We start from the raw sequence: 24,744 nt of genomic DNA, 5'->3' as shown, positions 1-24,744 counted from the left end.
GTGCGAAACGGGGACCTCCGACTCCTCTCGGTCGGCACAACGCACAACATCCGCCTCGAGGCCGAGAACGGCGCACTCCGTGAGTCCGTCGAGCTGCAGCTCGACCACGCGCACCTGCACACGTTCGGTGGGTGACCGTTCCCCGGTCGTCACGTAGGTGACACAACGACGAGAATCGGACAGACCTCACGAGAACCTGCGACCGCACTGCTTCGGTCAGACGTTCACGCGCACCGCACCCGCGTAGTTGGCGGTCCGCACCGAGGTGACGCGCACGTCCAAACCGGTGCGCGGGGCCTCCAGCATCTGACCGTCGCCCAGGTAGATGGCCACGTGCGAGATGTAGTCGGGGGCGGTCGGGTCCGAACGCCAGAAGAGCAGGTCGCCGCGCTGCAGGTCGTCCCACTCCACCCGCTGGCCCGCGTTCCACTGGTCGTGGGTGACACGCGGGATGGACACGCCCGCCTCCCGGAAGGCCCACTGGAGCAGCCCGGAGCAGTCGAAGCCGACGTTCGGGGTGGTGCCGCCCCACACGTAGGGCACGCCCAGCTGGGTCTCGGCGTTCGCGATGACCTGTTCGATCACCGTGGAGGGCACGGCGTCGCCGTCGACCAGCGGTTCGGGGGCGTCGGCGACGAGCTGGATCGAGGCGTCCTCGCCGAGGGCCTCCTCCAGCTCCTCGTGCAGGTCCCACAGGTCCGCGTCGGGGGCGGAGACCACGAGGGCGTTGCCTTCGGGCATGCCGAGCTCACGGGCGAGTTCGCGGGAGACGAGGGCGTCGATCCCGGCGATCCCGGAGGTGGCGTGGGTCCACACCTCCAGGGGCACCTCACCGTTGCCGCCCGCGAGGGTGACCTCGCCGCCGACGTCCAGTTCGCGTTCGGTGCCCACGTCCTTGGAGAGCGCGATCCGGCCCTCGGCGACGCCCTGCCAGATCTCGTCGGACTCGGCCGAGGGCTTCGGGGCGTGGTTGCGGAAGCTGGACGGGTTGACGCCCAGCAGCGAGGTGGGTTCCCCGTCGACCTCCACGCGCGCGGCGTCGACGGTCAGGACGTTCTCCACCCCGTCGATGTCGCGGACCGCGTCGACGACCTCGCGCGGCAGCTTCTCGGGAGCCACCGCGAAGTACTCGACGGTGCGCGCCTCACGGAAGGGCGCGACGTAGGCGTCCCGTTCGAGTTCGGCGACGTCCGCCACGTCGGGGGGCTCGGGGGTTTCGGCCTCGGGGTCCGTCGCCCGGGGAACGGAGCCGCTGGGCGCGACGGCCTCGGGCGAGATCTGCTCGGAGAGCGGGGGGCGGTCCTCGACGACGGGGGCGGCCATAGCGGGGTTGGCACCGAAGGCCGTGAAGGCGACCGCGAAGGCGGCCGTGGTTCCCGCACATGTTCTGAGACGGTTCCGCACGGGGGGCAATCACCCTTTCTGGGACCGCCGCGGGCGGGGGGAACCGCTGCGGCGCACGGCCTTCTACAACACTGTCCGCGTCCAAGAATGGGTGTACCTGGACGCGTTTGCAAGATGCCCACGCCGTCCGATACCTGACGTCCACCTTTCGGCCGCTTGTCCGTCCCCTGGGGGATTCCCGGCTTTCGACCCGGCTTCAGAGGTCCGCATAACAGTCCGTCACCGACACCGAGAGCGGGAACCGTACCGGGGTGTCCCCGAAGAGGATCTCCCGGGTCCGGACCTGGGCCCGCACGATCGCCCGAACCGTCTCCTCGGCGAGCTCCTCGGGAACGTGCAGGACCACCTCGTCGTGCACGAAGAAGACGATCCCGCCGCCCTCGGGGGTCTTCGGGATCTCCTGGCGGAGCGCCGCGAGCAGTACCAGGGCCCACTCCGCGGCGGTGGCCTGGACGACGAAGTTGCGGGTGAACCGTCCGTGCGCACGACGTCTCCGGTCACCGTCCGTGGCCGCCACGGTGGCCGCCCAGTCGCCCGGGGCGGGTGAGGTCCGGCCCAGCCACGAACGGACGATCCCGCCGCCCTCCCCCGTGCGGGCGGCGGAGTCCACGTGTTCCAGGGCTCGGGGGTAGAGGCGGCGCATGGTGGCCAGCAGGGGCGCGGCGTCGCCGGAGGTCTGCCCGTACATGGCTGCGAGCAGGCCGATCTTCGCGCGTTCGCGGTCGTCGCCCACGTGCACGGCCAGTCGCGCGTACAGGTCCTCCTCGGCGGCGGCCGCGGCGAGGGCGTCGTCCCCGGAGACGGCGGCCAGGACACGGGGTTCGAGCTGTCCGGCGTCGGCGCGGACCAGGACCCATCCGGGGTCGGCGCGCACGGCGCGGCGGACGGACTTGGGGATCTGGAGGGCGCCGCCGCCGCGGGTCGCCCAGCGCCCGGAGACCACCCCGCCCACCACGTAGTCGGGCCGGAACCGGCCCAGGCGGGGGCCCTCCCCCGGCAGCTCCCTGACCCAGGTCTCCAGCCAGGCCCAGCCGTTGGCCGAGTGCAGGCGGGCGAGCTCCTTGTAGCGCAGCAGCAGCGGTACCAGCGGATGGTCCACGGCCTCCAGGACCCAGGAGCGGGTGGACTCCACCGGGTGGCCGACCCACGCCATCGCCTTGAGGACCTGTGCCGGCGAGTCCGGGTTGACCTCGTGGCCGACGACCTCCCCGATCCGCGCGGCCAGGTCGGCCAGGACCGGCGGGCGCTCCCCCGCCCGCGGGCGGGCTCCGAGGATCTCGGTGAGGACCTGGTCGTGGACGTCCGGGCGCCAGGGAAGCCCGTCGTGGCTCATCTCCGCGGCGGCCAGGGCCCCGGCCGACTCGACCGCGGCCAGGAGTGCCATCCGCCCGGGTTCGGGCAGCTTCGCCATGCGTGTGCGCTGGTCCGAGTGGACCTCCACCAGGGCGGCGATCCGGTCGGTGCCCGGCGGCAGGGTGGAGCGGTCGGCCTCGAACAGCGCGGGCTGGGCGGCCGTGCCCTCCCCGAGCGGACGTGTCGGGTCCTCGGGGACGGGGAGGTCGTGCAGACGGGCCCAGGCCGCGCCCAGCGAGTGCGGTTCGGAGTGCCGTGCCCCGTACCCCAGCAGGAGCGCCTCGGTCAGCGCGACGTCGTGGCAGCGCGCCACCCGCACCCCGGCCCGCACGAGGTCGGGGTAGAGGTCCTCGGTGTCCGCCCAGACCCAGCGGGGCGGTTCGGTACCGGCGTGCTCGGCCTCGCGCACGGCCTCCGCGAGGTCGCCCACCCGGCGCACGGGAGCGACGGGAGTGGTCGGAGACCCCTCGCCCAGTTCCGCCAGCCACCCCCCGCCGTCCCCGTCGGCGACCACCGCGATCCGCATGCCACCAGTCTCCCCCGGAGTAAGGACAAATCGAGCACCGGTCGGACGCGTGCCGGTCGCGCTGAGCCCTGGGGCGCGGGGACCGCCCCGGGGCTCGGGGCCGCTACCTCGCCGGGCGGACGACGTTGGCGAGGGGCTCTCCGGCGGCCCAGCGGGCGAGCTGGTCGTCCATGAAGGCGCGGGCGCGCGGGTAGAAGGCGGCGGAACCGCCCGCCACGTGCGGGGTCAGGTACACGCCGGGCGCGTCCCACAGCGGGTGGTCGACCGGCAGCGGTTCGGGGTCGGTGACGTCCAGGGCCGCGCGGACCCGGCCGTTCTGGGCGAGCAGGGCGTCGGTGTCCATGACCGGGCCGCGGCCGACGTTGACCACCAGCGCGTCGTCGCGCAGCAGTGCGAACTCGTGCGCGCCGAACAGGCCCCGCGTGTCCTCGGTGAGCGGGGTGACCAGGACGACCGCGTCCACCTCCGGCAGCAGGACGTGCAGCTCGTCGACCCCGTGCACGCCCTCCTCGGGGCGGGCCCGGCTGGCCACCCGGACCACCTCGGTCTCGAAGGGCAGCAGTCGCCGCTCGATCGCCTGGCCGATGCTCCCGTAGCCGACGATCATCACCCGGCAGTCGGCCAGGGAGCGCTGCGGGACCGACCCCCACCGGTGTTCGCGCTGGTCGATCGCCCACCGGGGCAGGTCGCGCTGCGCGGCGAGGATGAGTGCGAGCGCGTGCTCGGCGGTGCTGGCGTCGTGCAGGCCACGGCCGTTGCACAGCGTGACGTGGTCCGGGAGCAGGTCGAGGACCTGCTCGTACCCCGCGGAGACCAGCTGCAGAACCCTGAGCTCGGGCATCCGGGAGATGATGTCGAGCCGCTCGTCCACTCCTTGGGTGGAGGGCGCGTAGGGCACCTGGTAGAAGGTGACGTCCTCCAGCCCCGTTCCGGGGGCCGGGCCCCCCGCGTAGAGGTCGACGTGGAGCGCTCGGGGCGCGTTGTCCCTGTTCTGCTCCCACTGCACCAGTGCTCGGCCGCCCATGGCGTGCGTCCTCCCTGCTGTTCGGTCCGTGTCACGCGCCACCCTACGGGCTCACCCCGGCCCGGGGACCTCGACGGCCGCCCCGAGCTGCGGGTACGCCCGGTTCAGGCCAGGTGGTCCCGGGTGGCCACGGTGCCGAGACGGGAGAGTTCGTAGCAGGCGACGGCCGCGGCGGCGGTGACGTTGAGGGAGTCGACGTCGCGGTCGGCCATCGGGATGTGCACGCGGGAGGTGGCCCGCTCCAGCCAGCGGGCGGACAGGCCGTCGCCCTCGGTGCCCAGCAGCAGCCCCACCCGGGCGTCGGGTTCGAGGCGGTCCATGGCCTCGCGCAGCGGCAGAGAACCCTCCCCCGGGGTGAGCGCCATGAGGTCGAAGCCGGCGTCGCGCAGGGTGTCCAGACCGCCGTACCAATCGTCGAGGCGGGTGTAGGGCAGGGTGAAGACCGCACCCATCGACACTTTCACGGACCTGCGGTAGAGCGGGTCGGCGCAGCGCGGCGCCAGGACCACGGCGTCCACGCCCAGCCCCGCGGCGCTGCGGAAGATCGCGCCGACGTTGGTGTGGTCGACCAGGTCCTCGAGCACGACGATGCTGCGGGCCCCGGACAGGAGCTCGCCGAGTCCGGGCAGGGGTTTGCGGTGGTAGGCGGCGAGCGCTCCGCGGTGCAGGTCGAAGCCGACCACGCGTTCCGCGGTCTCCTCGCTCACGACGTACAGCGGAGCCCCGGAGGAGGCGACCACGTCGTCCAGGGCCTCGGCCCGGCGCTCGGTGAGCAGGAAGCTGCGGGGCGCGAACCCGGCGGTGGCGGCACGGCGGATCACCTTGTCGCCCTCGGCCATGAACAGGCCGTGCTCGGCTTCCAGGTGGCGGCGCAGATTGACGTCGCGGAGCCGGGTGTAGTCGGCCAGGCGCGGGTCGGCGGGGTCACTGACCCTGATGACATCCATGGTCAGCGATTATCCCGCAGTGTCCTCCCGCGCCAGCCCGTCCACCCCGTGATCTTGCCCGTGGCGCAGGTCTCGGACGCCGAGGGGTGCGCTGGGAGCAGGACCGCAGGGGAGACCGGTCAGCCGATCTGGTCGGTGACGGCGCGCAGGCGCTGCCAGCGGGCCTCTTCGCAGGAGCCCTTGCGGGAGAGCGTGGTGTCGATCTCCTGGCCCTCCCAGGTGCCCTCGATCATGGCCTCCTGCGGCCCGTACACCTTGTCGGTGCAGACGGTTCCCTCGCGGACCTCGGTGAACAGCTGGTCCGCGGAGACCTCGACGGGCGTGTCCCCGTCGTCCGCGGGCTCGGTGGCGGTGGGGTCCCCGGCGAGCTCCTCGGCGGCCTCCGCCATCACGCCGCAGGGCTCGGGGTCCTCGGCCAGGTTTCCGGTGCAGTTCAGGGTCTGCACCCAGGCCAGGCCCCGGTCGCTGACGTGGATCCGCAGATGGCCCACGGGACCGGTCCGGTCGTCGGCCTCCTCCGGCTGGGGCTCGGCGACGTTCCCGAGCACCTCCGGGCTGGCCGCGTTCGTGGTCTCCACGTCCTGCGGTGGCAGCATCGACGGCCCGACCAGCACGGCGTAGGCCACCGCACCGGCGCAGCAGGCTCCGGCGAGCAGCACGGTGCCGAGACTGCCTCGGTTCCGACGGTCACTGTGCGAATGGGACATGCCATAACCCTCGGGGGTCGATTGGTCGCGGGGGCCGTTCGCCACGCAGGGAGCCTCCATTCGAGGGCCCCCGCCAAGCGGACGTCAAGTATCGGTCAAGCGCATACCGGGGGCCAATGGTAGCCGGGAGTGAACAGTGGTACTCGACGTGCACCGTAACAAAGCGATCACCGGCCCCTCCGGCGCTCCCCCCGCGGGCCACGTGTGAGCCACAACACCCCCGCCCTTCCGCTCTCGCGTTACCAACGAGTAAGGTCCTGGTGGGAATCGTTCGCGTGCCGACGTCCGGTCGATCGCACACCGTGTGTGATGCCGTTCGCCGCGCGAAGGTTCACACACTTCCCACCGCGGGGTGCCGGGCGCCGCACCCCGTGGCCGCCCCCTGAAGACCGGTCCCGGACAGGCTCCCACCCCCGGTACCGGACACAGCCACACCCCCGGAGTGCCCGTGTCCAGTGGACGCCACCGTCTTCCATCACCGACCGTCACCCGCACCAGCAGGGTGGCGCGGTCGCCGCTGGGGATCACCGCGATCGCCGTCGCCCTGATCGCCGTCGCCGCGATCGCCGTACCGGTCACCATGAACGCCCTCGGCTGTGACGAGACCCAGTACCTGCGGGTCTCCACCACCCAGAGCATCGCCCCCGTGATGCGCGAGGCGGCGACGGAGTTCAACGCGCAGGAGCACCGCTACGACGGCAGGTGCGTGTACGCGCAGGTCGACGAGATCGCGCCGCACCGGATCATGGGGGCGTTGACCAGCAGTCCGCTCGACCGGTCCACCACCGCCGTCGCCCAGTCCAGCTTCGCCCCGCACGTGTGGGTACCCGAGTCCTCGGCCTGGGTGGAACTGGCCCGCGTCTCCGACACCGGGGCGCACGGGATCGAGACCGACCCGCCCTCCCTCGCCAGCTCACCGGTGGTGCTCGCCGCCCCGCCGGACACCGAGGGGATGCCGGACCCGGACGACGCCAGCTGGACCCTGCTCCTGCCCGACGAGCGCGACCCCGACCGGCCCGTGGTGATGGTCGACCCCAACCGGGGCGCCGACGGCATGACGGTCATGCACGCGATCCGCGACCACCTGGGCAGCGGCGACGACGCCGACACCGCGATGACCGACTTCGTGCGCGACGTCCAGCTCGACAGCGCGTTCGGCGAGATCGACCTGACCAACGTCTTCACCGGTTCGGCCGCCGCGGAGGAACGGGTGGACCCGGTCATCGCCGTGCCCGAGCAGGCCGTGGTGTCCTACAACGACCGCCGGGCGGACTCCGCACCCGTCCTCCAGGCGCACTACGTCAGCGACGGCACCGTCAACCTGGACTACCCGTACGTGACCACCACCGACAACCCCGTGCTGCGGTCGGCCGCCGCCGACCTGTACGAGGTGGTCCGGAGCACCGACTACCGGGAACGCCTGCGTGAACTGGGCTTCCGCGATCCGAACGGTGAGGCGCCGCCGGCGCTGGCCGACCGACCGGGGATCATCGCGGACCAGCCGCCCGTCCACGACGACCTGACCGGAGACGCGCTTCTGGCGTCGGTCACCGACTGGAACCGGCTGTCCATGCCCAGCCGGACGCTGGTGCTGGCCGACGCGTCGGAGAACATGTCGGACGACCTCGACGGCGGCCCCGAGCGGATCGAGGTCGCCAGGCAGGCGGCGCTGATGGGGCTCTCACTGTTCCCCGACGAGACCGACATGGGCCTGTGGCTGATGTCCGAGGAGCTCGACGAGGACGGCCGCGACGAGGCCGCGGACATGCACCCGCTGGGCGCGGCGGACAACGGCGACACCACCCGACGCCAGGAGCTGGTCGAGGTGGCCCGGGAACTGGAGGTCGCGGGCGGCGGGTCCCGTCTGTACGACAACATCCTGGCCGCCTACGACGAGGTGCAGGACAACTACCACGAGGACAAGATCAACAGCGTCATCCTGCTGACCGCGGGGCAGGACGAGGGGTCCAGCGACATCTCCCACGAGGAGTTGGTCGCGGCGCTGCAGGACCGGTTCGACCCCCAGCGCCCGGTCACGATGTTCATCATCGCCTTCGGCGAGCAGGCCGACGAGCTGGAGCTGACGCAGATCGCCCGCGCCACCAGCGGTTCGTCGTTCGTGACCGAGGAGCCGGACGAGATCGGCGACATCTTCCTCAGCTCGATCTCGCGGCGCCTGTGCGTGCCCAACTGTGACAACTGATCCGTTCGGCCGGCCGGGCCCTGGGGGCGCGGCTCCGGGCCGTCGTTCCCCGGGCCGGGGCCGTGGTTCCTCGGCCCCGACCCGGGGGTCTCGATTCGGTATCGGAATGGCATTTCGGACAGACCGCTTCCGGAGAGCCCTCACCGGCCGGAACGCTCGGATTCCCCAAGGTGGCCGGTGCTCCGCGAGCGATCCGGGCGCACCCGGCCGAGCTCTGCCCGCACCCCTCCGATACAGGCCCCATTCACGTCGCGTGGGGTGTTGAGTAACGTTCCCACCAGTAACACACTCGTGTTCGCTTCACTCCGGATTCGAACCGGTACGTACGGCATCGCCCGTATCGCACACACCTGAACCCCTGGGGCCGGTCTCCCCGGACACCTGCCACCCGACCCCCTGTACCGACTCATCCCCCTGTACGACACCTCGTCCGTACACCACCCCGTGAGGAAAGCTGTGGGACGTCACCGCGGAAAATACGCAGAAGAACCCTCCGGCCGGAGCAGACGCCGGCGCGGCCGGGGCGGAGCCTTCGCCGCTCTGGCCGCCGCGATGGTGATCGTGGTCGGACTCGCCGTGGCGGGCGTGTACATGTTCGGGCAGGGCGACGGCTGCAGCGGCTCCGACATCGAACTGGACATCGCGGTCAGCCCCGAGCTGGGCCCCGCGCTGACCGACGTCGCCAGCGACTTCAACGCCGAGGAGCACACCGTCGACAACAGCTGTGTGCGCGCCAACGTGCGCCAGGCCGACTCGGCCAACGTCGCGTTCGGCATCACGGGCTCCGGCGCCACCATGGGCGACACCGACTCCGACGTGTGGATCCCGGACTCCTCGGTGTGGCCGCGCCTGGTCCAGAGCCAGGCCGGGGACGCCGTCATCACCGAGACCGGCACCTCCCTGGCCCGCAGCCCGCTGGTCCTGGCCGAGCTCGTCGAGTTCGCCGACGACTCCGAGGACGAGACCACCTGGATGGACGTCGTCCCCACCGCCGCACCCGGCGAAGAGACCGACCGCGTCGTCCGCGTCATCGACCCGGCCCGCAGCTCCAGCGGCCTGGGCACCCTCTACCTGCTGAACGGCGCCCTGGAGGAGTCCAGCCCCGACGCCGACACCTTCAACGCGCACATGACCGCCGCGCTCCAGGCCCTGCACCAGGGAGCCTCCGCCGACGAGGACGCCGCCTTCCTCGCGCTGAGCGGCGGCAGCGAGGCGGCCCCGCCCGTGATGGTGATGTCCGAGCAGGCGCTGTGGCGCTACAACTCGGCCCACGCCGACGCCCCCGCCCAGCCCAGCTACCTGAGCGACGGCACCTACTTCCTCGACTACCCGTACATCGTGCGCAGCGAGGACAGCGCGATCACCCGCGCCGCCGAGGTGTTCCGCACCGCCGTGCGCTCCGACGAGGCCGCCGCGCGCTTCCTCGACGAGGGCTTCCGCGGCCCCGAGGGCGAACTCAACAGCTCCGTGCTGGCCGAGGACGCCGGGTTCCGGACGGAGGAGCCGAGTGAGCTGCCCGCGCCCTCGGAGAACTCCATCACCGAGCTGACCCGCTTCTGGAACCAGCTGAAGATGGACTCCCGGGTACTGACCATCGTCGACATCTCCGGGTCGATGCTGGCCGAGGTCCCCGGAACCGGGCTGACCCGCATGCAGGTGGCCGGCGCCGCCTCGGCGGAGGGCCTGCAGATGTTCTCCGACACCTCCGAACTGGGCCTGTGGGAGTTCTCCACCAACGTCAACAACAACCTGCACTACCAGGAGATCGCCCCGATAAGGGAGCTGCAGGCCACCGACGACGCCGGCAACGAGCACAGGGACGTGATCGGCGCCGCGCTCCAGGGCCTGGAGCCGCTGCCGCAGGGCGACACCGCGCTGTACGAGACCTACCTGGCCGCCTACCAGGAGATGTCCCGTACCTACCGGCCCGACCGCACCAACGTGGTCCTGATGCTCACCGACGGGGACAACGACAACCCCGGCGGCATGGAGCTGGACGAGCTGATGGAGCAGATCAACTCCCTCTCCAGCCCGTCCCGGCCCATCCCGATCATCACGATCGCCTTCGGCCCGGACGTGCAGAACCTGGAGCCGCTCCAGGAGATCGCGGCGGCCACCGGAGGCGCGGCGTACATGACCGAGGACCCGACCGAGATCGGGGAGATCTTCCTCCAGGCGTTCTCGCTGCGCATCGCCGAGGACGAGGAGAGCTAGGGCCGTCGTCGGCCGACCGGGCCCGTTCAGGGCGCCGGGCACCGACCGGGGGATCGACCGACCGGGTCGTGGCCGTGCGCCGCGGCCCGGTCGTCGTGGTCCGGGCCCGACCCGCTCCGCGGGTGCCGGGGGCCCGGGGGCGCCCCGGGGAACGGCCCGGGGACGGCCCGGGAACGGTCCGCCGCTCAGCTGTGGGAACGGTCTTCCGTCCGGGCGCGGAACGGGGATCGTCGGCCGGGCGAGGACCGGCGCAAGAGGTTCGGAACAAAAGGTGACATGAACCTATCCACCGTCCGCGGGGCTATGGACTTCTCCCCCGGCGTGGCGTACCACGGGAAGGACCTGGATCCGAGGCCCTGCCGCTCTTTCCGCCTCGGACCCGCAGGCTTCAGACCCGCTGCGGTCGGATTGGGGAGTGCCATGGCGAAGGCGTGGATGCCCGGGGCCGAGAGGATCGACGGAGGGACGACGCGGACCGCCGTCGGGATCGGCGCCCCGCGTGCCGTCTGGACGGTGACCGACACGGACCCGAACATGTGGTCGGCGCGTGAGGAGGCCCTCCGGCTGGTCCACGAGGGCAAGACGGCCCACCTGGTGTGGAACCCGCTGACCGGAACGGTGGCGCAGATCCTGGCGGCCACCCGGCGGAGCGAGCTCGTCCTGGGCCACACCTGGCGCTACGGGCAGTTCCTGGACCACGGTGACGAGGGAAGGGTGTGCCTGGTGATCTCCGTGGTGTCCACGGAGAAGGAGCCGTTCACCGACGGCCCCCTCGTCGGCCTGGCGCCGATCCTGGCCTGGTTGGAGTCGTGGGGTGTGCCGGGGCGCTGGCCGGCCGGCCCGCCCGGCCTGTGGGGCGAGCGGCGCCCGGGCCCGGAGGAGGCGACCCGTGTGTGGTCCCGCGGCGGCCACTTCGGCCACGACCAGGTACCGGGGTCCCTGGCGACCGCCCCCGGTCGGATCGACCCCGGGCACGTCCTGGCTCCCGGACGGAGTGAGGCGGTTTCGGTGAACCGGGCCCCTCTGCCCCGCGAGCACGCCGAGCGACAACCCTCAGTGATCAGATAAGTACAAAAAGGGGAGGGATGAACCTACCAAATCATCGCCTTCGCGGAGAATCGGATACCACTGGTTAAGTACAGCTCCAAAACCCCTTAGTCTGTCGCCCATGGGTGGATCTATCGAGCCGGGTTGGTACGCGGACCCGCAGGGCGACGCGCAGACGCTCAGATGGTGGAACGGTGACGAGTGGACGAGGCATACCCGTTCACTGAGCGAACTCCAGGGCGGCGCCGACGGCTCCGACGAGGAAGCCGCCACCACCTACCTGGGCGGCCAGAACAGGGACGACTCGTCGTCCGAGGACGAGGAGGGGACGGTCCGGTTGGGCTCCTCCGCCCCCGCGCCGGTCCCGGTCGACGACGAACCCAGCACCATGCGCATCGACCCCTCCTGGGCCCAGCAGGCCTCGACCCCCGACGCCGCGCCCCCTCCCCCCGCGGCCCCCTCCGAGGACGAGCCCAGCACCGTCCGGATCAGCCCCTCCTGGGAACAGACCCCCTCTGCCCAGCAGACCCCGCCGACCCCCGCCCCACCCGCTGGACCCGCTCCCGTCGAGGACGAGCCCAGCACCATGCGCATCGACCCCTCCTGGGCCCGGCAGGCCCCGGGCGCGGGCGCCGCGACCCCGGTGGACGACGAGCCCAGCACGATGCGGATCAGCCCGTCCTGGAGCCAGGGCCCCGCCGAGGAGGCGCCCACCGCCGACCCCGCCGACGAGGAGGCGACCGCCGACCTGAGCGGTGTCGGCGCCACCATGCGGGTCAACCCCTCCGACTTCCCCGGCGCGGGTGACGAAGCGCCCACCGCCGACCTCGCCGACGACGAGGTGCCCACGGCCAACCTGACCGACGACGACCTCGGCGCCACCCCCCGTACCGCCGTGTTCGACCCCAACGCGATCGGCGACACCCCCGGCACCGCGGTGTTCGACCCCAACGCGATCGGCGACACCCCGGGCACAGCCGTCTTCACACCCGGCGGCGGCGCTCCTTCCCCCGGCGGTACCGCCGTCTTCGACCCCAACGACCCGATGTTCTCGGGCGGCGCGGACCAGGGCGAAGGCCAGGACGACGGGCAGAAGGGCGGCAAGCTCAACAAGTTCCTCGGCAGTCTCAAGGAGGGTTGGGCCGACCTCTCCGAGGAGCGCAAGGAGCAGCGCCGCCAGGCCGAGGAGGAGGCCGCCAAGAAGCGCGAGGAGGAGCGGGTCCTCCGCGAGGCCGAGGCCAAGAAGCAGGCCGAGGAGGCCCAGAAGCGGTCCGAGGAGGAGCGCAAGCGAGCCGAGGAGGCCGCCAAGCACGCCCCCGCGTTTCCGCAGGCCGACGACCCCCGCTCCGCCGGCGCGCCGCCGGTCGGTTGGACCCCGCAGAACCCCGGACAGCCCCAGCAGGGCCCGGCCCGGCCCTCGACCGGCCCGCAGCAGGGGGCCACCCCCGCAGGAGCCCCGGGCGGGCAGCCTCCGTCCGGTCCCCAGCAGGGGTTCAACCCCGCAGGGACCCCGGGCGGGCAGCCCCCGTCCGGCCCCCAGCAGGGCGGGTTCCCGAACCAGCAGCCCCCCTCCGGCCCCCAGCACCCGCAGTCGGGGCCGAACCGGCCTCCGACCGGACCGCAGCCCGGCTACCAGCAGCAGGGCTACCCGCCGCCGATGCAGCAGCAGGGCCAGCCGCAGCAGCAGTTCGGGCCGTCCGGAGGGTTCCCGCCGCCGCAGCAGATGGGCAGCCGCCCCCCGATGCCGCCGCAGGGTCCGCCGCCGGGGTACCAGCAGGGGCAGCACCCTCAGCACTTCGGTCCGCCTCCCGGCGGCCACGGTCCGCGTCCGCCCATGGGCGGTGGCCCGGGCGGTCCCGGACGGCCGCAGCAGGGCCCCATGGGAGGCCCTCCCGGAGGCCCGCCGCCCGGCGGCGCCCCCAACTGGGGCCCGCCTCCCGGCGGCCACGGCCAGAATCCTTACGGCGGCCCCGGCCAGAATCCTTACGGCCAGCCGCCCCAGCAGCCCAAGAAGAAGAAAAAGGGCGGTTGCGGCTGCGGCTGCTTCGCCTTGATCGCGATCCTGCTGGTCCTGCTGGTCCTGGCCTACCTGCAGTTCTGGGACGTCTGGGACTGGATGTACGACATCTTCGCCGTGGGTGAACCGCAGGGCGTCTCGGACCCGTTCGTCTGGGACTGACCCCCGCACAGCGGCAACGCACGGGGGCGGTGGGTCGATGACCCGTCGCCCCCGTTCCCGTCTCCGGCGCGGTCCGAACACGCCCTAAGCTGACCGGTATGAATGACAGTTTGGTGTGGATCGACTGCGAGATGACAGGCCTCGACTTCGAGAACGACGCACTGATCGAGGTTGCCTGTCTGATCACCGACGGTGATCTGAACATCCTCGACGAGGGTGTGGACGTCGTGATCAAGCCCCCGCAGGAGGCCTTGGACCGGATGGGCGACTTCGTCCGGAACATGCACACCACCTCGGGGCTCCTGGAGGAGCTCGACAAGGGCGTGACGCTGGAGGAGGCCGAGGACCGGGTCCTCGAGCACATCCGCCAGTACGTGACCGAACCGCGCAAGGCCCCTCTGTGCGGCAACTCGATCGCCACGGACCGGACCTTCCTGGCCCGCGACATGCGGCGTATCGACGATTTTCTGCACTACCGGATGGTGGACGTCTCCTCCATCAAGGAGCTCCTGCGCCGTTGGCATCCGCGTGTCTACTACGCGAGCCCGGAGAAGAACGGCGGCCACCGGGCCCTCGCCGACATCACCGAAAGCATCCGTGAGCTGCGCTACTTCCGCGCCGCCGCGTTCTTGCCCGAACCCGGCCTGAGCTCGTCCACGGCCCGCGCCATCGCCGCGGAGGTCGTCGCCGACGGCACCGGATTCGAGGCACGTGACGCGGCTCTCGAGAAGCCCGACCCGGAAAACTGATCGAAGCACTCCTCGGAGTCCGATAAGCTTTCATACGTACGCAGGGCCGAGAGGCCAGGCGGACGTGGTGGGTGTAGCTCAGCCGGTAGAGCACTTGGTTGTGGTCCAAGAAGTCGCGGGTTCAAGTCCCGTCACTCACCCCAGGTAGAAGGCCCCGATCCAACGGATCGGGGCCTTTCTCGTTGCAGGAGGAGCGGCATGGGCCACGAGGACCCGAACCCATGGCTCGGAGCGAGGGCCGACCACGACGACCCGAACCCATGGCTCGGGGCGGGAACCGACCACGGCGACCCGCACCACGAGTTCGGGGCGGGGACCGACCACGACGTACGCGTGCTGGTGGAGTGGGTTCACCGTGAACCAGCACCCCGCATGGAGTACACGGAAGTACCGTGGGGCCGTTTCCACCACGCCGGAGGCCCGGCCGAGGACGTCCCCGATCTGCTGGCGCGCATCCGTTCCAGCGACCCCCGCAACGCCGCGCGGGCCCTCGCCCTCCTGCACCACGCTGTGCGCCACCAGAGCACGGTCTACCCACCCGCGGCCCTGGCCGTGCCGTTCCTTCTCCGTATCGCGGCCGCTCCCTCCACCCACCACCGCGCCGACGTACTGTGGTTGGCCGCCAAATCCGGTCGGACCGACTACCACGGCAGCGGATTGCGGACCGACCTGCTGAAGGTCACCGATCCGCCTGAGCAGTGGGTGTTCGACTCCCGCGGTTATCCGATGAACTGGTCGGTCCAGGCCGCCCGGCAGGCCCTTGCCGCGAACGTCCACACGCTCCGCACGCTTCTCGCTGATCCCGACGCCCAGGTGCGCTGCCTGGCCGGCTACGCCCTCTCCGCCGTTCTCAGCGGGGCCGAGGACGCCACGGACGCCCTGCGCGGACGACTGCGCGCGGAGGAGGTCCCGGAAGTCCGGATCAGCCTGGTTCTGGCGATCGGGCAACTGGCCCGTGAACACCACGACCGCGCCGGTGCCGTCGACTGGACCCGTGAGCTGTGGTCGTCCCCGGAACAGACCGCTGAGACCCGCCTGGGCGCGGCGCTCGCATGGCTGGCCCTCACGGAGGAAGCGGTGCCCGACCGGCTCCTCACGATCCTGACCCGGGTCATGACACCCGCGGCGGTCGACGCCATGTCCCGGGTGCCGTGGACGTGGGACTTCGGTACCGCCGACACCGGGGTGTACCTCTGCCTGACTCGGATGCTCGGCGTGCACGCACGGCGGGTACTCGGCGAGCGCACACAGGAACTGGCGGAACCCGAACCCTGGGGTTGAGCGCGCCGCAGGTCGGGCAGGGCTCGCCCGGAAACCGGGTGATCACCGGCGCCGACCGCTCTGGCCGCCGATCCCCGTGCGTGGCAGGATGACAGCCATGTCCCCAGCGCCTCCCCCGGGGTTCCCCCCGAACACCCCCCAGCACGGCCCTCGATGGGCGCCCGTGCCACACCCCCCGCAGGGTTCGCCTGCGGACCGGGTGGCCACGATCGTCCAGATCTGCCTCGCGCCGCTGGTGTGCCTCGGGGCGAGTTTCTGGGGCCTCTTCTCGGTCATGGCGACCGCGAGCTGCGGAAGCGACTGCGGCGGCGCCGTGGACGCGGCCGTTCCGCTGATGGTCTTCTCGCCCTGGGCGGTCTGGCTGATCGTCACCGTCTGGGCGATCGTGCGCCTGATCAGGAAGAAGTCCGCGGCCTGGGTGATGCTGATCGGCCTGGGGGTGGCGACAGTGGTCTACATCGCGGCGAACATCGTGCTGTTCATCAGCGTGGGCTGAACCTCCACAGACCCTGGGATCGCCTCACACCAGGGTCGGCGTGATGGGGCAGGAGACCCCCGACGCCCACAGCACCGAGACCGGCCGCTCGTCCACCGGCTCGACCCCGGCGGCGGACAACAGGTTGCCGTCGTAGTGCAGCAGCGTGGCGCTGTGCAGCGGCCAGGGCCGGTGGCTGACCCGGAACCACCACGTGCGGCCCAGGTGCCGGGTGTGCAGCCCCCAGCGCGCCGTCAGGAACCGGTCCAGCACGGAGGTCTCCCGCAGCCGCTCCCCCACCCGCAGCTTCCACGTCCCCTCGGCCGCGCCGGGGAAGCGCCGCCGCACCGCTCCCGCGCGGCGCCCGCCCGCTCCTGAGTTCAGCGAGACGTCGGACCACACGTAGGGAAGCCCCGTCACCGCACGGGCCGCCGCGACCACATGGGCCGCGTCGGTGTCCATCGTCAGGAACACCACGCCGCGCCGCCCGTGCTCGTCGACCGAGTACAGGCGCACGTTCACCTCCCCGAACCCGCCCAGCGGCACCGCCCCCAGCACCAGGGTGCTGGGCACCCGGAAGGCGACCAGCCCGGCGTAGGTGACCCCGTCCAGCGTGTCCGGCCGGGTGCCCTCGGGAAACAGCGGCGCCACCGCCTCCGCGTCCACCGCCCAGTGCACGAACGCGGCGTCCACCCACGCCTGCCGCAACAGGGCGGGTCCCGGCATCGGAGGAGGGAGCGCGGACGCCGGTCCCCACCGGCCGCGCTCTTCGGCGGGTGTCCCCTTCGAGGAGGCCCCGCTGCCCGGGCCGTCGGGGCGGGCGTCACGTGCGTGTGCGGTCATGCCCCCATCCTGACCGAACGCCCTGCCGTCCGGAACCGGTCCGCACGGCCGGCACTCGTCAGAGCAGGCCCCGGTACCAGTCGACGGTGGTGGAGAGGCCTTTCCCCAGCTCCGTCGGACGGACTCCGAACTCGCGCTCGAACGCGGTCGAGTCCATGGTCTGGGGCTCGGTGTGCTGGTAGAACAACTCGGCGTACTCGTCCATGAAGACCTCGTCGAAGGGGCCCCACGGCCGCGGTTCGGCCATGACGTGAACGTCCAGGGGCCGTTCCACGCGGGCTTCGACGAGGCGGTGCACGTCACGCGTGGTCACGGGTCCTGCCGTGGGCAGGTGCCAGACGCGTCCGTCGCCGCGGGGGTTCTCACCGAGCGTGGCCAGGCCCGCGGCGACGTCGCCGATGTAGGTGTAGCTGTGCGGCAGGTCGATGTCGCCCAGGCCGAGGACCGCCCGGCCGGTGAGCGCGCCGGGGAAGACGGCGCCGCCCAGGCTGGAGTTGAGAACCCGGGGTCCGTAGAAGTCCGCGGAGCGGGCCAGTACGACCCGGGCACGGCCACCGTCATGGGCTCCCAGGTAGGCGCGGTCCAGTTCGGCGCGCATCAGGCCCTTCGCGCCCGTGGCGTTCCAGGCGGAGTCCTCGGTCATGACCGCTCCGCCCGTGGGGCCGTAGGGGTAGAGGGTGTCGAGCACGACCAGGCGCGCGCCCTCCCTCTCGACGGCGGCCAGGACGGCCCGCTGGATACCCGGCATGAGTTCGACCTGGCGGTGGTAGGCGACGTTCACGGCGTGGTGGACGACCGCGGCACCGGCGACGGCGTCGAGCGCCCCGCGCTCGGTGCTGACGTCACCGACGACGCGGGTCACACCGGGAAGGGCCTCACCACCGCTGGAACGGCTGACGAGGCGGACCTCGTGGCCGCGGCGGACGAGTTCCTCCGCGAGTGTGGTGCCGGCCGGGCCGGCACCGAGCACGACGTGCAGGTCACGGGACGGGGTGCTGGTGCTCATTGCTTGCTCCTGGGTCGGGCGGCGCGAAGCGCGGGCCGGGTTGCTACGGAACTTCACCTTAGTTATGGAGCATAACTATTGCTAGAGTAGCTCGTGAAAATGTGCTCCACCTCACGGAGGCGAGAGCGCGAAACGAGAGGAAGCACCGATGTCTCCGACGCAGACCGGCCCTCGGGCCCGATACCGGGAACACACGAAGGAGGAGATCAAGCAGATCGCGTTGGCCCAGCTCGCCGAAGGGGGCATCGGCTCGGTCGCACTGACGCGGGTCGCCAAGAGCCTGGGCATGTCCGGACCGGCGATGTACCGCTACTTCACCAACCGCGACGACCTGCTCAGCGCGCTGATCAGCGACGCGTACGACGACCTGGGCGCTGCCACCGCCGACGTGCCCGCCGACCTCCCACCGCGCGAGCGCCTGCACCGCATGAGCGCCGCCTACCGGGCCTGGGCCCGGGAGGAACCGCACCGCTACCTGCTGATCGCCGGTGACCCGCTGCCCGGATACCAGGCGCCGGCGGACACCCTGTTGCGGGCCCGGGCCGCGTTGGGGCCGTTCCTGGCGGTCTTCGCCTCCTCACGGCCCTCGGAACACGTACTGCCGCTGGCACGACAGACGGCGGCATGGGCTCTGCGGGATCCGGCCGTGTCGGAGTGGGTCCGCGGCTACACGGGCGCGAGCGAGGACCCGGAGGCCGCCGGAAGGGCCCTCGCCGGCGGGATCCTGTCCTGGGCCCGGATGCACGGGCCGGTCAACCTCGAGGTCAGCGGGCACTTCGAGGGGATGGGATTCGACCCCGGGGCACTGCTGCACGGCGAGTTCGAGGCTCTGGCCGACCAGTTCGGCCTGCCCTGAGCGCCGTCGGCGACCAACCGGGCCCAGCCCCCAGGCCGTGTCCGACCGGTCGACGCGGTCGTGACCGGGCGACGCTCAACCCAGGGGGCGTTCGACGCCCTCCTCCGCGAGGACCTCCTCCAGCACGGAGGGCTCGGCCGGCATCAGCCCGTCGGGGCCGGCCCTCAGGACCTCGCGATAGGTCTGCGCGTCGTCGGGGGCGGTGCCGCTGAACCAGACGTGCACCGCGTACCCGTCGCGGTGGGCGCGCCGGACGAACCACCGGGTCGCCATCGGGACGCCCTCGTAGCGGACCGGGACGTGCAGCGCGACCGTGTGCTCGGGCGGCCTGATCCCGAGCAGGAAGTAGAGGGCCGTCCCCTTCATCCCCGGCGCGGTGCCGATCCGCGGCGCGCGCTCGTGGAAGTCCCCGATCACGTCGTCCTTGAAGGACACGACGATGACGTCGGTGCGCCCGCTGTCGTTGAGGAACTCGGCGAGCAGCCGGCCGGTGCGCAGGTACGAGTCGATGTCGTCGTCGGCGGTGCCCTTGATCTCGATGACCATCGACGTCCCGGGGAAGGCATCGAAGACCTCGGCCAGCGCGGGGATCCGGAAGTCCTCGGGCCCGTACCCCGCCACCTCCACCTCGCCGTACCGCGCTCCGCGCAGCGGGTAGGAGCCCTCCGACAGGTCCGGGACGGCGCTGCGGCCGGGAACGAACCAGTGCGCCGCGTCGAGTTCCTGGACCTCGGCGAGAGTCAGGTCCTCGACCCTGCCGGTGCCGTCGGTCGTGCGGTCGACGGTGGAGTCGTGGATCACCACGAGTTCGCCGTCGGCGGTCGAGTGCACGTCCAGCTCGATCAGGTCGGCGCCGACGCCGACCGCGCGCCGGTACGCGTAGAGCGTGCTCATCGGGGCCTCGTTCTCGCCTCCGGAGTGCGCGATGTTCACCACCCGCTGCTCCAGCCACGGATGGTCCACGGAGGCCGCCCTCGCGCCGGTCACCCCCACGGCCGCCCCGGGGACGAGCAGGACGAGGAGGACCGCGAGGGTCAGTGGTCTGCGCATCGGGGGGCTCCTACGAGGGCGGGGGGTTCCTCGCCCAAGAGGCTAGTTCACAGGCCCACCCCCGAGAAGGCCCGCACCACGGCAGCCGCACCCTCCCAGCCGGTTGTTCTCGTAGAACGCGACCGGGCGCAGGGGGCCTGCCCGTCGTTCGTCGGGCCCGTGGACCTGATCCTCCACGCACGTGCCGTCAGCACGCGTCCGCGTGCTGACGGCACTCGGCCTACGCGATCCGGCGTAGGCCGCGCGTACTCATCCGGTCGGTTCGCTCACGGCCCAGAAGCGGGCGTAGTGGCCGTTCCACCGGAGCAGTTCCTCGTGGGTACCGCTCTCGGCCACGCGCCCGCCGTCCAGGAAGACGATGTGGTCGGCGTCCTGGACGGTGCGCATGCGGTGGGCGACCACGACGACCGTCCTGTCTGCCATGAGTCGTTCGACGCCCGCGTGGACAGCGGCCTCGTTGGCCGGGTCCAGAGCGGACGTGACCTCGTCCAGCAGTACCACCGGGGCGTCCTTCAGGAGGGCGCGGGCGATCGAGACGCGTTGGCGCTCTCCGCCGGACAGGCGGGCCCCGCCTTCGCCGACACCGGTGGCCCAGCCCTCGGGCAGGCGTTCGATCACCTCGTCCAGCCCTGCGGCGGTCGCCGCCGCCCGTACCTGGCCGGGGTCCGCGTCGGGGCGGCCGAGGCGGACGTTGGCCTCGATGGTGTCGTCGAAGAGGTACACGTCCTGGAACACGATCGCGAACCGCGCCATCAGGTCCTCGGCGTCCATGTCGCGTACGTCCACGCCGCCGACGCGCACCGCCCCGGCGGCGACGTCGTGGAACCGGGCGAGGAGGAGCAGCAGGGTGGTCTTGCCCGCGCCCGACGGGCCGACCACGGCGAGCCGCTGCCCGTCGGGCACGGACCACGTCATGTCGTCCAGCACGGTGCGGTCCCCGTGGCGGAAGGTGACGGAGTCGAACTCCAGGCCGTGGTGGGGCGGGCGGACCGGGTCGGGGGCCTCGGGCAGCGGTTCCGTGTGCAGGACCGTGTCGAGCCGGTCGAGTTCGGTGCGGGCGGCGCGCACCTGGCTGCCGATGTCGGTGAGGGAGAGGAGCGGATCGGCGCAGCGGGCGGCCAGCACGAGGACGGTCAGCATCTCCGGGACGCCGAGGGTCCCGCCGAGTGCGAGGTAGGCGCCTAGGGCCAGCAGCACGGTGAACACCGTCTGCACGGTCAGTGCCAGGCCCAGGGCTCCCGGCAGCGCGGACAGGAGGGTCCGGCGGGAGGCCCTCTGGAGGGCGCTGAGGGACTCGTCGACCGTGCGCAGCCCGTGGTCGACCCGGCCTCCGGCGCGCAGCACCGGCTGCGCCTGGAGGTACTCGACCACCCGGTCGGTCGCCTCGCGGTCGCGGTCGGAGCGCTCGGCGTCGTCGGCGGCCATCGCCCGGCCGGTCCAGAACCGCACGGCAGCGACGAGGGGCACCGCGAGCAGAGCGGCCGCCCCCATCCGCCAGTCGAGGGCGAACACCACGGCGACGATGGTCAGCGGTGTCACCGCGGCGTACACGAACGGTGCCAGCAGGTGCGCGATCACGCTCATCGCCTGCATCACCCCCTGGCTCGCCAGGGCGGTCACCTCACCGACCCGGCCCGAGGTGTACCAGCCGAGGGGCAGGCGAACGAGGTGGCCGCCGAGCCGGTGGTACATCCCGCGCAGCAGCGAGATCCCGCCGCGGAAGCCGGAGAGGTCCCCGAGGTAGCGCAGCACCGCGTACAGCGCGACCGCTGCGGCGAAGCCGGTCAGCCAGGGCACCGCTTCCTCGGGGCGCTCGCCGAACAGCGCGCGCAGGACGGGGACCAGGAGCGCGTAGGACAGGCCCTCGACCACCGCGGCCAGGACCATCAGGGTCAGAGTGCGCCGGACCGGGGCCGTGTGCTCGGCCCCCAGCACACGCAGCAGCGTGCGGATCATCGGAGTTCGTCCCCTTCGGGTGCGCTGGCGTCGTCGCGGGTGCCGTCGGTCACCCGGGGCCGCCAGAAGGCGGCGAAGGCCCCGTCGCGGGTGAGCAGGTCGGCGGGTGGGCCGTGTTCGACGACCGCTCCGTCCTGGAGCATCACGGCGGTGTCGGCGTCGGCGACGGTCTCCCAGCGGTGGGCGATGAGCAGGATGGTGCGGTCGCCGCGCAGTTCGGCCAGGGCCCGGCGCAGCGCCTGTTCGGTCAGCGGGTCCGCGAAGGCGGTGGCCTCGTCGAGCACCAGGACCGGTGTGTCGGCCATCAGGGCGCGTGCGATCGAGAGCCGCTGCGCCTCACCGCCCGACAGCGCGGCCTCGTCGCCGAGCACGGTGTCGTAGCCGCGGGGCAGTTCGAGGATCCGGTCGTGGAGGCCGACCGCTCGGGCGGCCCGCACCACGGCGTCGGATGCGGCGGCGGAACCGGTGGCCGGCACGGCCAGGGCGATGTTCTCCGCGACCGACGCGCGCAGCGGGCGGGTCTCCTGGAAGACGAAGGAGACCTTGCGGTAGAGGTCGTGGCCGGTGGTCCGGCGCAGGTCGACGCCGCCGAGGGTGATGGACCCGTGGGTGGGGTCGAAGAAGCGCGGGAGCAACCGCACGAGTGTGGACTTGCCGCTTCCGGAGGGGCCGACGACGGCGGTGACCGTCCCCGGTTCGAGGACCAGGTCGACGCCGCGCAGCACCTCGTGGTCGGGCTCGTAGCCGAACCGGACACCGCGCAGTTCCACACGGTGGCCCCGGGGCGGGAGCGGGTGCGCGGGCTCGGGCAGGGGCGGTTCGGCGAGCACGTCCCGGATCCGGCCGACCGCGCTCCGGGCCGCGACGAGGTCGTCGAACCCGTGGCTCAGCGCCGCCACCGGAGCGGTCAGCCCCACCCCCAGGAGGAGGAAGGGCAGCAGGTCGGCCGGGACCAGGCCGCCGGTGGTGATCAGGACCGTTCCGCCGACCAGCACGGTCAGCATCACGAACGGCGGCGACACCGCCAGCTGCATCCCGGCGCCGATGGGTGCCAGTCCGTGCACCATCCGCTGGAAGACCCGCGTGAACGCGTCCGTGGCGGAGACGAACCGGTGGTGGGCGCGCTCTCCCCCGCCGAAGGCCTTGACCACCGTGATCCCCTGGACGAACTCGACGACCGAGTTCGAGATCCGGCCCATGGCCGTGTTGTACTCCTCCTCCTCGCGCCTGCGGGTCGGGGTCATCAGCAGCGGTACGTGCGCCAGCGCCAGGAACACCGGGACGAGCGTGACCAGCGTGAGCCGCCAGTCCACCGTGAACAGGTAGACCAGGGCGACCGCCGGCACCACGAACGCGGAGACCAGTTCGCCGGGGGTGTGCGCGACGAACGGGTGCACGGCGCTCACGTCCTCACCCACGGCCTTCGCCAGCTCGCCGGTGCGCCGTCGGGCCAGCCGGCCGATGGGCATCCGCCCCAGGTGCGCCGCCAGTTCCCGACGCAGCGACAGTTGGATCCGGTCGTCCAGGATGTGCCCGACGGTGGACGAGGCGGAGGTGAAGAGCAGCCGGACCAGCAGACCGACCACCCCGGCGAGCACGATCCACCGGACGTGCCCGGGGTCGACCGGTCCGGGGGCCAACAGGACACGGCCCAGTTCGGCGACGGCCAGCAGCGGGACCAGACCGGCGACGGCGCCGATGACCTGCAGGACGATGAGCCCCGCGAACCCTCCCAGGTACGGACGCAGGAGCCCGCGGGGGCGTGCTTGCGGAGGGGGGCCGGTCCCGTGTGCCGAGGGCCGCCCGGGTGTCACAGGTGGTTCGGGTACCGGTGGCTGTTCGCCCGGCACTGCGCGTTCGGTGGTGGTCATGGCGTTTCCCGTTCCTGTCGGTCCCGGTGCGCGGTCGGCTCGGCGTCGGTCTACGCGGCCATGGCCCGGCGCAGGGCCCCGGTCAGCTCGGCGACCTGGCGCTGGGACACCTCCGCGGACAGCACGGCCTGCGATCCGTGGAAGGTGCCGGGCCACTGGTGGAGTTCGACCGACACCCCGGCCTGCAGCAGCCGCAGCGCGTAGTCGATCTGCTCGTCCCGGCTGGGGTCGAACTCGGCGGTGGCGATGTAGGCCGGCGGCAGCCCGGACAGGTCCGTGGCCCGGGCCGGTGCGGCGTACACGGTCGCCGGGACGGCTCCCAGGTAGAGCTGCCAGGCCTGGGTGAGCAGCTTCCGGGTCGCCCAGGGCGTGTCGGTGAAGTTGCGCGCCGACCAGCTCTCCTGGCGGTCGTCGAGGGAGGGTTCGTTGAGTAGCTGGAAGCGGATCGGCGGGCCCTGTTCGTCGCGGGCGCGCAACGACACGGCGGCGGCGAGGTTGGCTCCGGCGCTGTGCCCGCCGACCGCGATCCGGTCGGGGTCGATACCGAGTTCGGCCGCGTTCTCAGCGGCCCAGTTCAGGACGGTGTAGACGTCGTCCATGGCGGCGGGGAACGGGGCTTCCGGGGCGAGCCGGTAGCCGACCGAGATCACCACCAGGTCGGCGTCCAGGGCGATCCGGGCCGCCCACGGGTGTTCGGTGTCCACGTCGCCCATGGCCCACCCGCCGCCGTGCATCCACACCAGGGCGCCCCGTGTCCGACGGGGGCGGTAGAGGCGCACCGGCACGCCCGGGGCAGTGGAGGCGGCGGTATCGGAGGCGGCGGGGACCGTACGGTCCTCGACCTCCAGGTCCGAAAGATCGGGCAGCGGTCTGGCGGACGCCACCTCGGCGTAGGCTCGGCGAGAGGCGAGCGGGTCGCTCAGGTCGCCTTGGGGAACGAACGGCAGGAATGCTTCGAGTTCGGGATCCATACCGTTCATCCTTCCGGCCGGCACCTTCGGGGTCATCCGACATCCGTCGCGCGTTCGCTCTGGCCCGCCCGCCGCCTGGCGG

At 72.2% G+C, this 24,744-nt stretch carries 20 protein-coding genes and 1 tRNA gene; 10 read left to right on the top strand and 11 right to left on the bottom strand.

The window, feature by feature from the left end:
- Entirely contained in the window at positions 1-135 is a 135-nt protein-coding gene (locus tag D458_RS38010; protein WP_017589373.1) for a hypothetical protein, read from the top strand.
- Between the two features lie 81 nt (positions 136-216).
- Here the strand turns inward: D458_RS38010 and D458_RS0124540 are convergent, their stop codons facing one another.
- The 5 genes from D458_RS0124540 to D458_RS0124520 all read right to left on the bottom strand — a co-directional run bounded on the left by D458_RS0124540 (position 217) and on the right by D458_RS0124520 (position 5,961).
- A complete protein-coding gene (locus D458_RS0124540; RefSeq protein WP_026119660.1) occupies positions 217-1,404 on the bottom strand; it encodes a C40 family peptidase in 1,188 nt (395 codons plus the stop codon).
- A gap of 196 nt (positions 1,405-1,600) precedes the next feature.
- The gene (locus tag D458_RS0124535; protein WP_017589371.1) at positions 1,601-3,283 is read right to left on the bottom strand and encodes a bifunctional 3'-5' exonuclease/DNA polymerase; all 1,683 of its coding nucleotides are present in this window, start codon (positions 3,281-3,283) and stop codon (positions 1,601-1,603) included.
- 103 nt (positions 3,284-3,386) lie between these two features.
- A complete protein-coding gene (locus tag D458_RS0124530; protein ID WP_017589370.1) occupies positions 3,387-4,307 on the bottom strand; it encodes a 2-hydroxyacid dehydrogenase in 921 nt (306 codons plus the stop codon).
- A 104-nt stretch (positions 4,308-4,411) separates the two neighbouring features.
- Complete coding sequence (locus D458_RS0124525) at positions 4,412-5,254, bottom strand: TrmH family RNA methyltransferase (RefSeq protein ID WP_017589369.1); 843 nt, start codon at positions 5,252-5,254, stop codon at positions 4,412-4,414.
- Positions 5,255-5,373: 119 nt separating this feature from the next.
- Positions 5,374-5,961: a hypothetical protein gene (locus D458_RS0124520; protein WP_026119659.1), complete on the bottom strand. Its 588-nt coding sequence runs from the start codon at positions 5,959-5,961 to the stop codon at positions 5,374-5,376.
- Positions 5,962-6,409: 448 nt separating this feature from the next.
- Between D458_RS0124520 and D458_RS0124515 the strand changes: the two genes are divergently transcribed.
- From D458_RS0124515 to D458_RS0124480, 8 genes are all read left to right on the top strand, one after another.
- Positions 6,410-8,164 (top strand): substrate-binding domain-containing protein, encoded by a 1,755-nt coding sequence (locus tag D458_RS0124515; protein ID WP_026119658.1) that lies wholly within the window; start codon positions 6,410-6,412, stop codon positions 8,162-8,164.
- Between the two features lie 456 nt (positions 8,165-8,620).
- Positions 8,621-10,378 (top strand): substrate-binding and VWA domain-containing protein, encoded by a 1,758-nt coding sequence (locus D458_RS0124510; protein ID WP_026119657.1) that lies wholly within the window; start codon positions 8,621-8,623, stop codon positions 10,376-10,378.
- 420 nt (positions 10,379-10,798) lie between these two features.
- Positions 10,799-11,446: a hypothetical protein gene (locus tag D458_RS0124505; RefSeq protein WP_017589365.1), complete on the top strand. Its 648-nt coding sequence runs from the start codon at positions 10,799-10,801 to the stop codon at positions 11,444-11,446.
- A 100-nt stretch (positions 11,447-11,546) separates the two neighbouring features.
- Positions 11,547-13,604: a DUF2510 domain-containing protein gene (locus tag D458_RS37175; protein WP_083936415.1), complete on the top strand. Its 2,058-nt coding sequence runs from the start codon at positions 11,547-11,549 to the stop codon at positions 13,602-13,604.
- 98 nt (positions 13,605-13,702) lie between these two features.
- A complete protein-coding gene (gene orn / locus D458_RS0124495) occupies positions 13,703-14,353 on the top strand; it encodes an oligoribonuclease (RefSeq protein ID WP_026119655.1) in 651 nt (216 codons plus the stop codon).
- A gap of 67 nt (positions 14,354-14,420) precedes the next feature.
- A tRNA-His gene (locus D458_RS0124490) sits at positions 14,421-14,496 on the top strand.
- Between the two features lie 55 nt (positions 14,497-14,551).
- A complete protein-coding gene (locus D458_RS34960; protein WP_017589363.1) occupies positions 14,552-15,634 on the top strand; it encodes a HEAT repeat domain-containing protein in 1,083 nt (360 codons plus the stop codon).
- 199 nt (positions 15,635-15,833) lie between these two features.
- A complete protein-coding gene (locus tag D458_RS0124480; protein ID WP_017589362.1) occupies positions 15,834-16,130 on the top strand; it encodes a hypothetical protein in 297 nt (98 codons plus the stop codon).
- 24 nt (positions 16,131-16,154) lie between these two features.
- Here the strand turns inward: D458_RS0124480 and D458_RS0124475 are convergent, their stop codons facing one another.
- Both D458_RS0124475 and D458_RS0124470 read right to left on the bottom strand, forming a co-directional pair.
- A complete protein-coding gene (locus tag D458_RS0124475; RefSeq protein ID WP_017589361.1) occupies positions 16,155-16,952 on the bottom strand; it encodes a DUF2071 domain-containing protein in 798 nt (265 codons plus the stop codon).
- 58 nt (positions 16,953-17,010) lie between these two features.
- Positions 17,011-17,958: an NAD-dependent epimerase/dehydratase family protein gene (locus tag D458_RS0124470; protein ID WP_017589360.1), complete on the bottom strand. Its 948-nt coding sequence runs from the start codon at positions 17,956-17,958 to the stop codon at positions 17,011-17,013.
- A gap of 148 nt (positions 17,959-18,106) precedes the next feature.
- Between D458_RS0124470 and D458_RS0124465 the strand changes: the two genes are divergently transcribed.
- Positions 18,107-18,814, top strand: coding sequence for a TetR/AcrR family transcriptional regulator (locus D458_RS0124465; protein WP_017589359.1), 708 nt, complete (start codon positions 18,107-18,109; stop codon positions 18,812-18,814).
- A 75-nt stretch (positions 18,815-18,889) separates the two neighbouring features.
- Here D458_RS0124465 and D458_RS0124460 read toward each other — a convergent pair whose 3' ends face one another.
- From D458_RS0124460 to D458_RS0124445, 4 genes are all read right to left on the bottom strand, one after another.
- Positions 18,890-19,864, bottom strand: a complete 975-nt coding sequence (locus D458_RS0124460; RefSeq protein ID WP_017589358.1) for a glycerophosphodiester phosphodiesterase — start codon at positions 19,862-19,864, stop codon at positions 18,890-18,892.
- A gap of 249 nt (positions 19,865-20,113) precedes the next feature.
- Entirely contained in the window at positions 20,114-21,820 is a 1,707-nt protein-coding gene (locus D458_RS0124455; RefSeq protein ID WP_017589357.1) for an ABC transporter ATP-binding protein, read from the bottom strand.
- Positions 21,817-23,691, bottom strand: a complete 1,875-nt coding sequence (locus D458_RS0124450) for an ABC transporter ATP-binding protein (RefSeq protein WP_017589356.1) — start codon at positions 23,689-23,691, stop codon at positions 21,817-21,819. The genes D458_RS0124455 and D458_RS0124450 overlap by 4 nt, the downstream gene beginning before the upstream one ends.
- Positions 23,692-23,741: 50 nt before the next feature.
- Positions 23,742-24,662 carry an alpha/beta hydrolase gene (locus D458_RS0124445; RefSeq protein ID WP_026119654.1) on the bottom strand — a complete coding sequence of 307 codons (921 nt, stop codon included), beginning with the start codon at positions 24,660-24,662 and terminating at the stop codon, positions 23,742-23,744.
- Between the last annotated feature and the right edge of the window lie 82 nt (positions 24,663-24,744).

Source organism: Nocardiopsis ganjiahuensis DSM 45031 (assembly GCF_000341085.1).
GTDB lineage: Bacteria > Actinomycetota > Actinomycetes > Streptosporangiales > Streptosporangiaceae > Nocardiopsis > Nocardiopsis ganjiahuensis.
Note: the sequence above shows the minus strand (reverse complement) of the source record. Positions and strands in the feature narration are given on the sequence as shown.

What these genes read in the sequence shown, in the direction of transcription:
- D458_RS0124535 (WP_017589371.1), bottom strand. Translation starts at nt 3,283, where the DNA reads ATGCGGATCGCGGTGGTCGCCGACGGGGACGGCGGGGGGTGGCTGGCG.
- D458_RS0124530 (WP_017589370.1), bottom strand. Translation starts at nt 4,307, where the DNA reads ATGGGCGGCCGAGCACTGGTGCAGTGGGAGCAGAACAGGGACAACGCG.
- D458_RS0124525 (WP_017589369.1), bottom strand. Translation starts at nt 5,254, where the DNA reads ATGGATGTCATCAGGGTCAGTGACCCCGCCGACCCGCGCCTGGCCGAC.
- D458_RS0124520 (WP_026119659.1), bottom strand. Translation starts at nt 5,961, where the DNA reads ATGTCCCATTCGCACAGTGACCGTCGGAACCGAGGCAGTCTCGGCACC.
- D458_RS0124505 (WP_017589365.1), top strand. Translation starts at nt 10,799, where the DNA reads ATGGCGAAGGCGTGGATGCCCGGGGCCGAGAGGATCGACGGAGGGACG.
- D458_RS37175 (WP_083936415.1), top strand. Translation starts at nt 11,547, where the DNA reads ATGGGTGGATCTATCGAGCCGGGTTGGTACGCGGACCCGCAGGGCGAC.
- orn (WP_026119655.1), top strand. Translation starts at nt 13,703, where the DNA reads ATGAATGACAGTTTGGTGTGGATCGACTGCGAGATGACAGGCCTCGAC.
- D458_RS34960 (WP_017589363.1), top strand. Translation starts at nt 14,552, where the DNA reads ATGGGCCACGAGGACCCGAACCCATGGCTCGGAGCGAGGGCCGACCAC.
- D458_RS0124475 (WP_017589361.1), bottom strand. Translation starts at nt 16,952, where the DNA reads ATGACCGCACACGCACGTGACGCCCGCCCCGACGGCCCGGGCAGCGGG.
- D458_RS0124470 (WP_017589360.1), bottom strand. Translation starts at nt 17,958, where the DNA reads ATGAGCACCAGCACCCCGTCCCGTGACCTGCACGTCGTGCTCGGTGCC.
- D458_RS0124465 (WP_017589359.1), top strand. Translation starts at nt 18,107, where the DNA reads ATGTCTCCGACGCAGACCGGCCCTCGGGCCCGATACCGGGAACACACG.
- D458_RS0124460 (WP_017589358.1), bottom strand. Translation starts at nt 19,864, where the DNA reads ATGCGCAGACCACTGACCCTCGCGGTCCTCCTCGTCCTGCTCGTCCCC.
- D458_RS0124455 (WP_017589357.1), bottom strand. Translation starts at nt 21,820, where the DNA reads ATGATCCGCACGCTGCTGCGTGTGCTGGGGGCCGAGCACACGGCCCCG.
- D458_RS0124450 (WP_017589356.1), bottom strand. Translation starts at nt 23,691, where the DNA reads ATGACCACCACCGAACGCGCAGTGCCGGGCGAACAGCCACCGGTACCC.
- D458_RS0124445 (WP_026119654.1), bottom strand. Translation starts at nt 24,662, where the DNA reads ATGGATCCCGAACTCGAAGCATTCCTGCCGTTCGTTCCCCAAGGCGAC.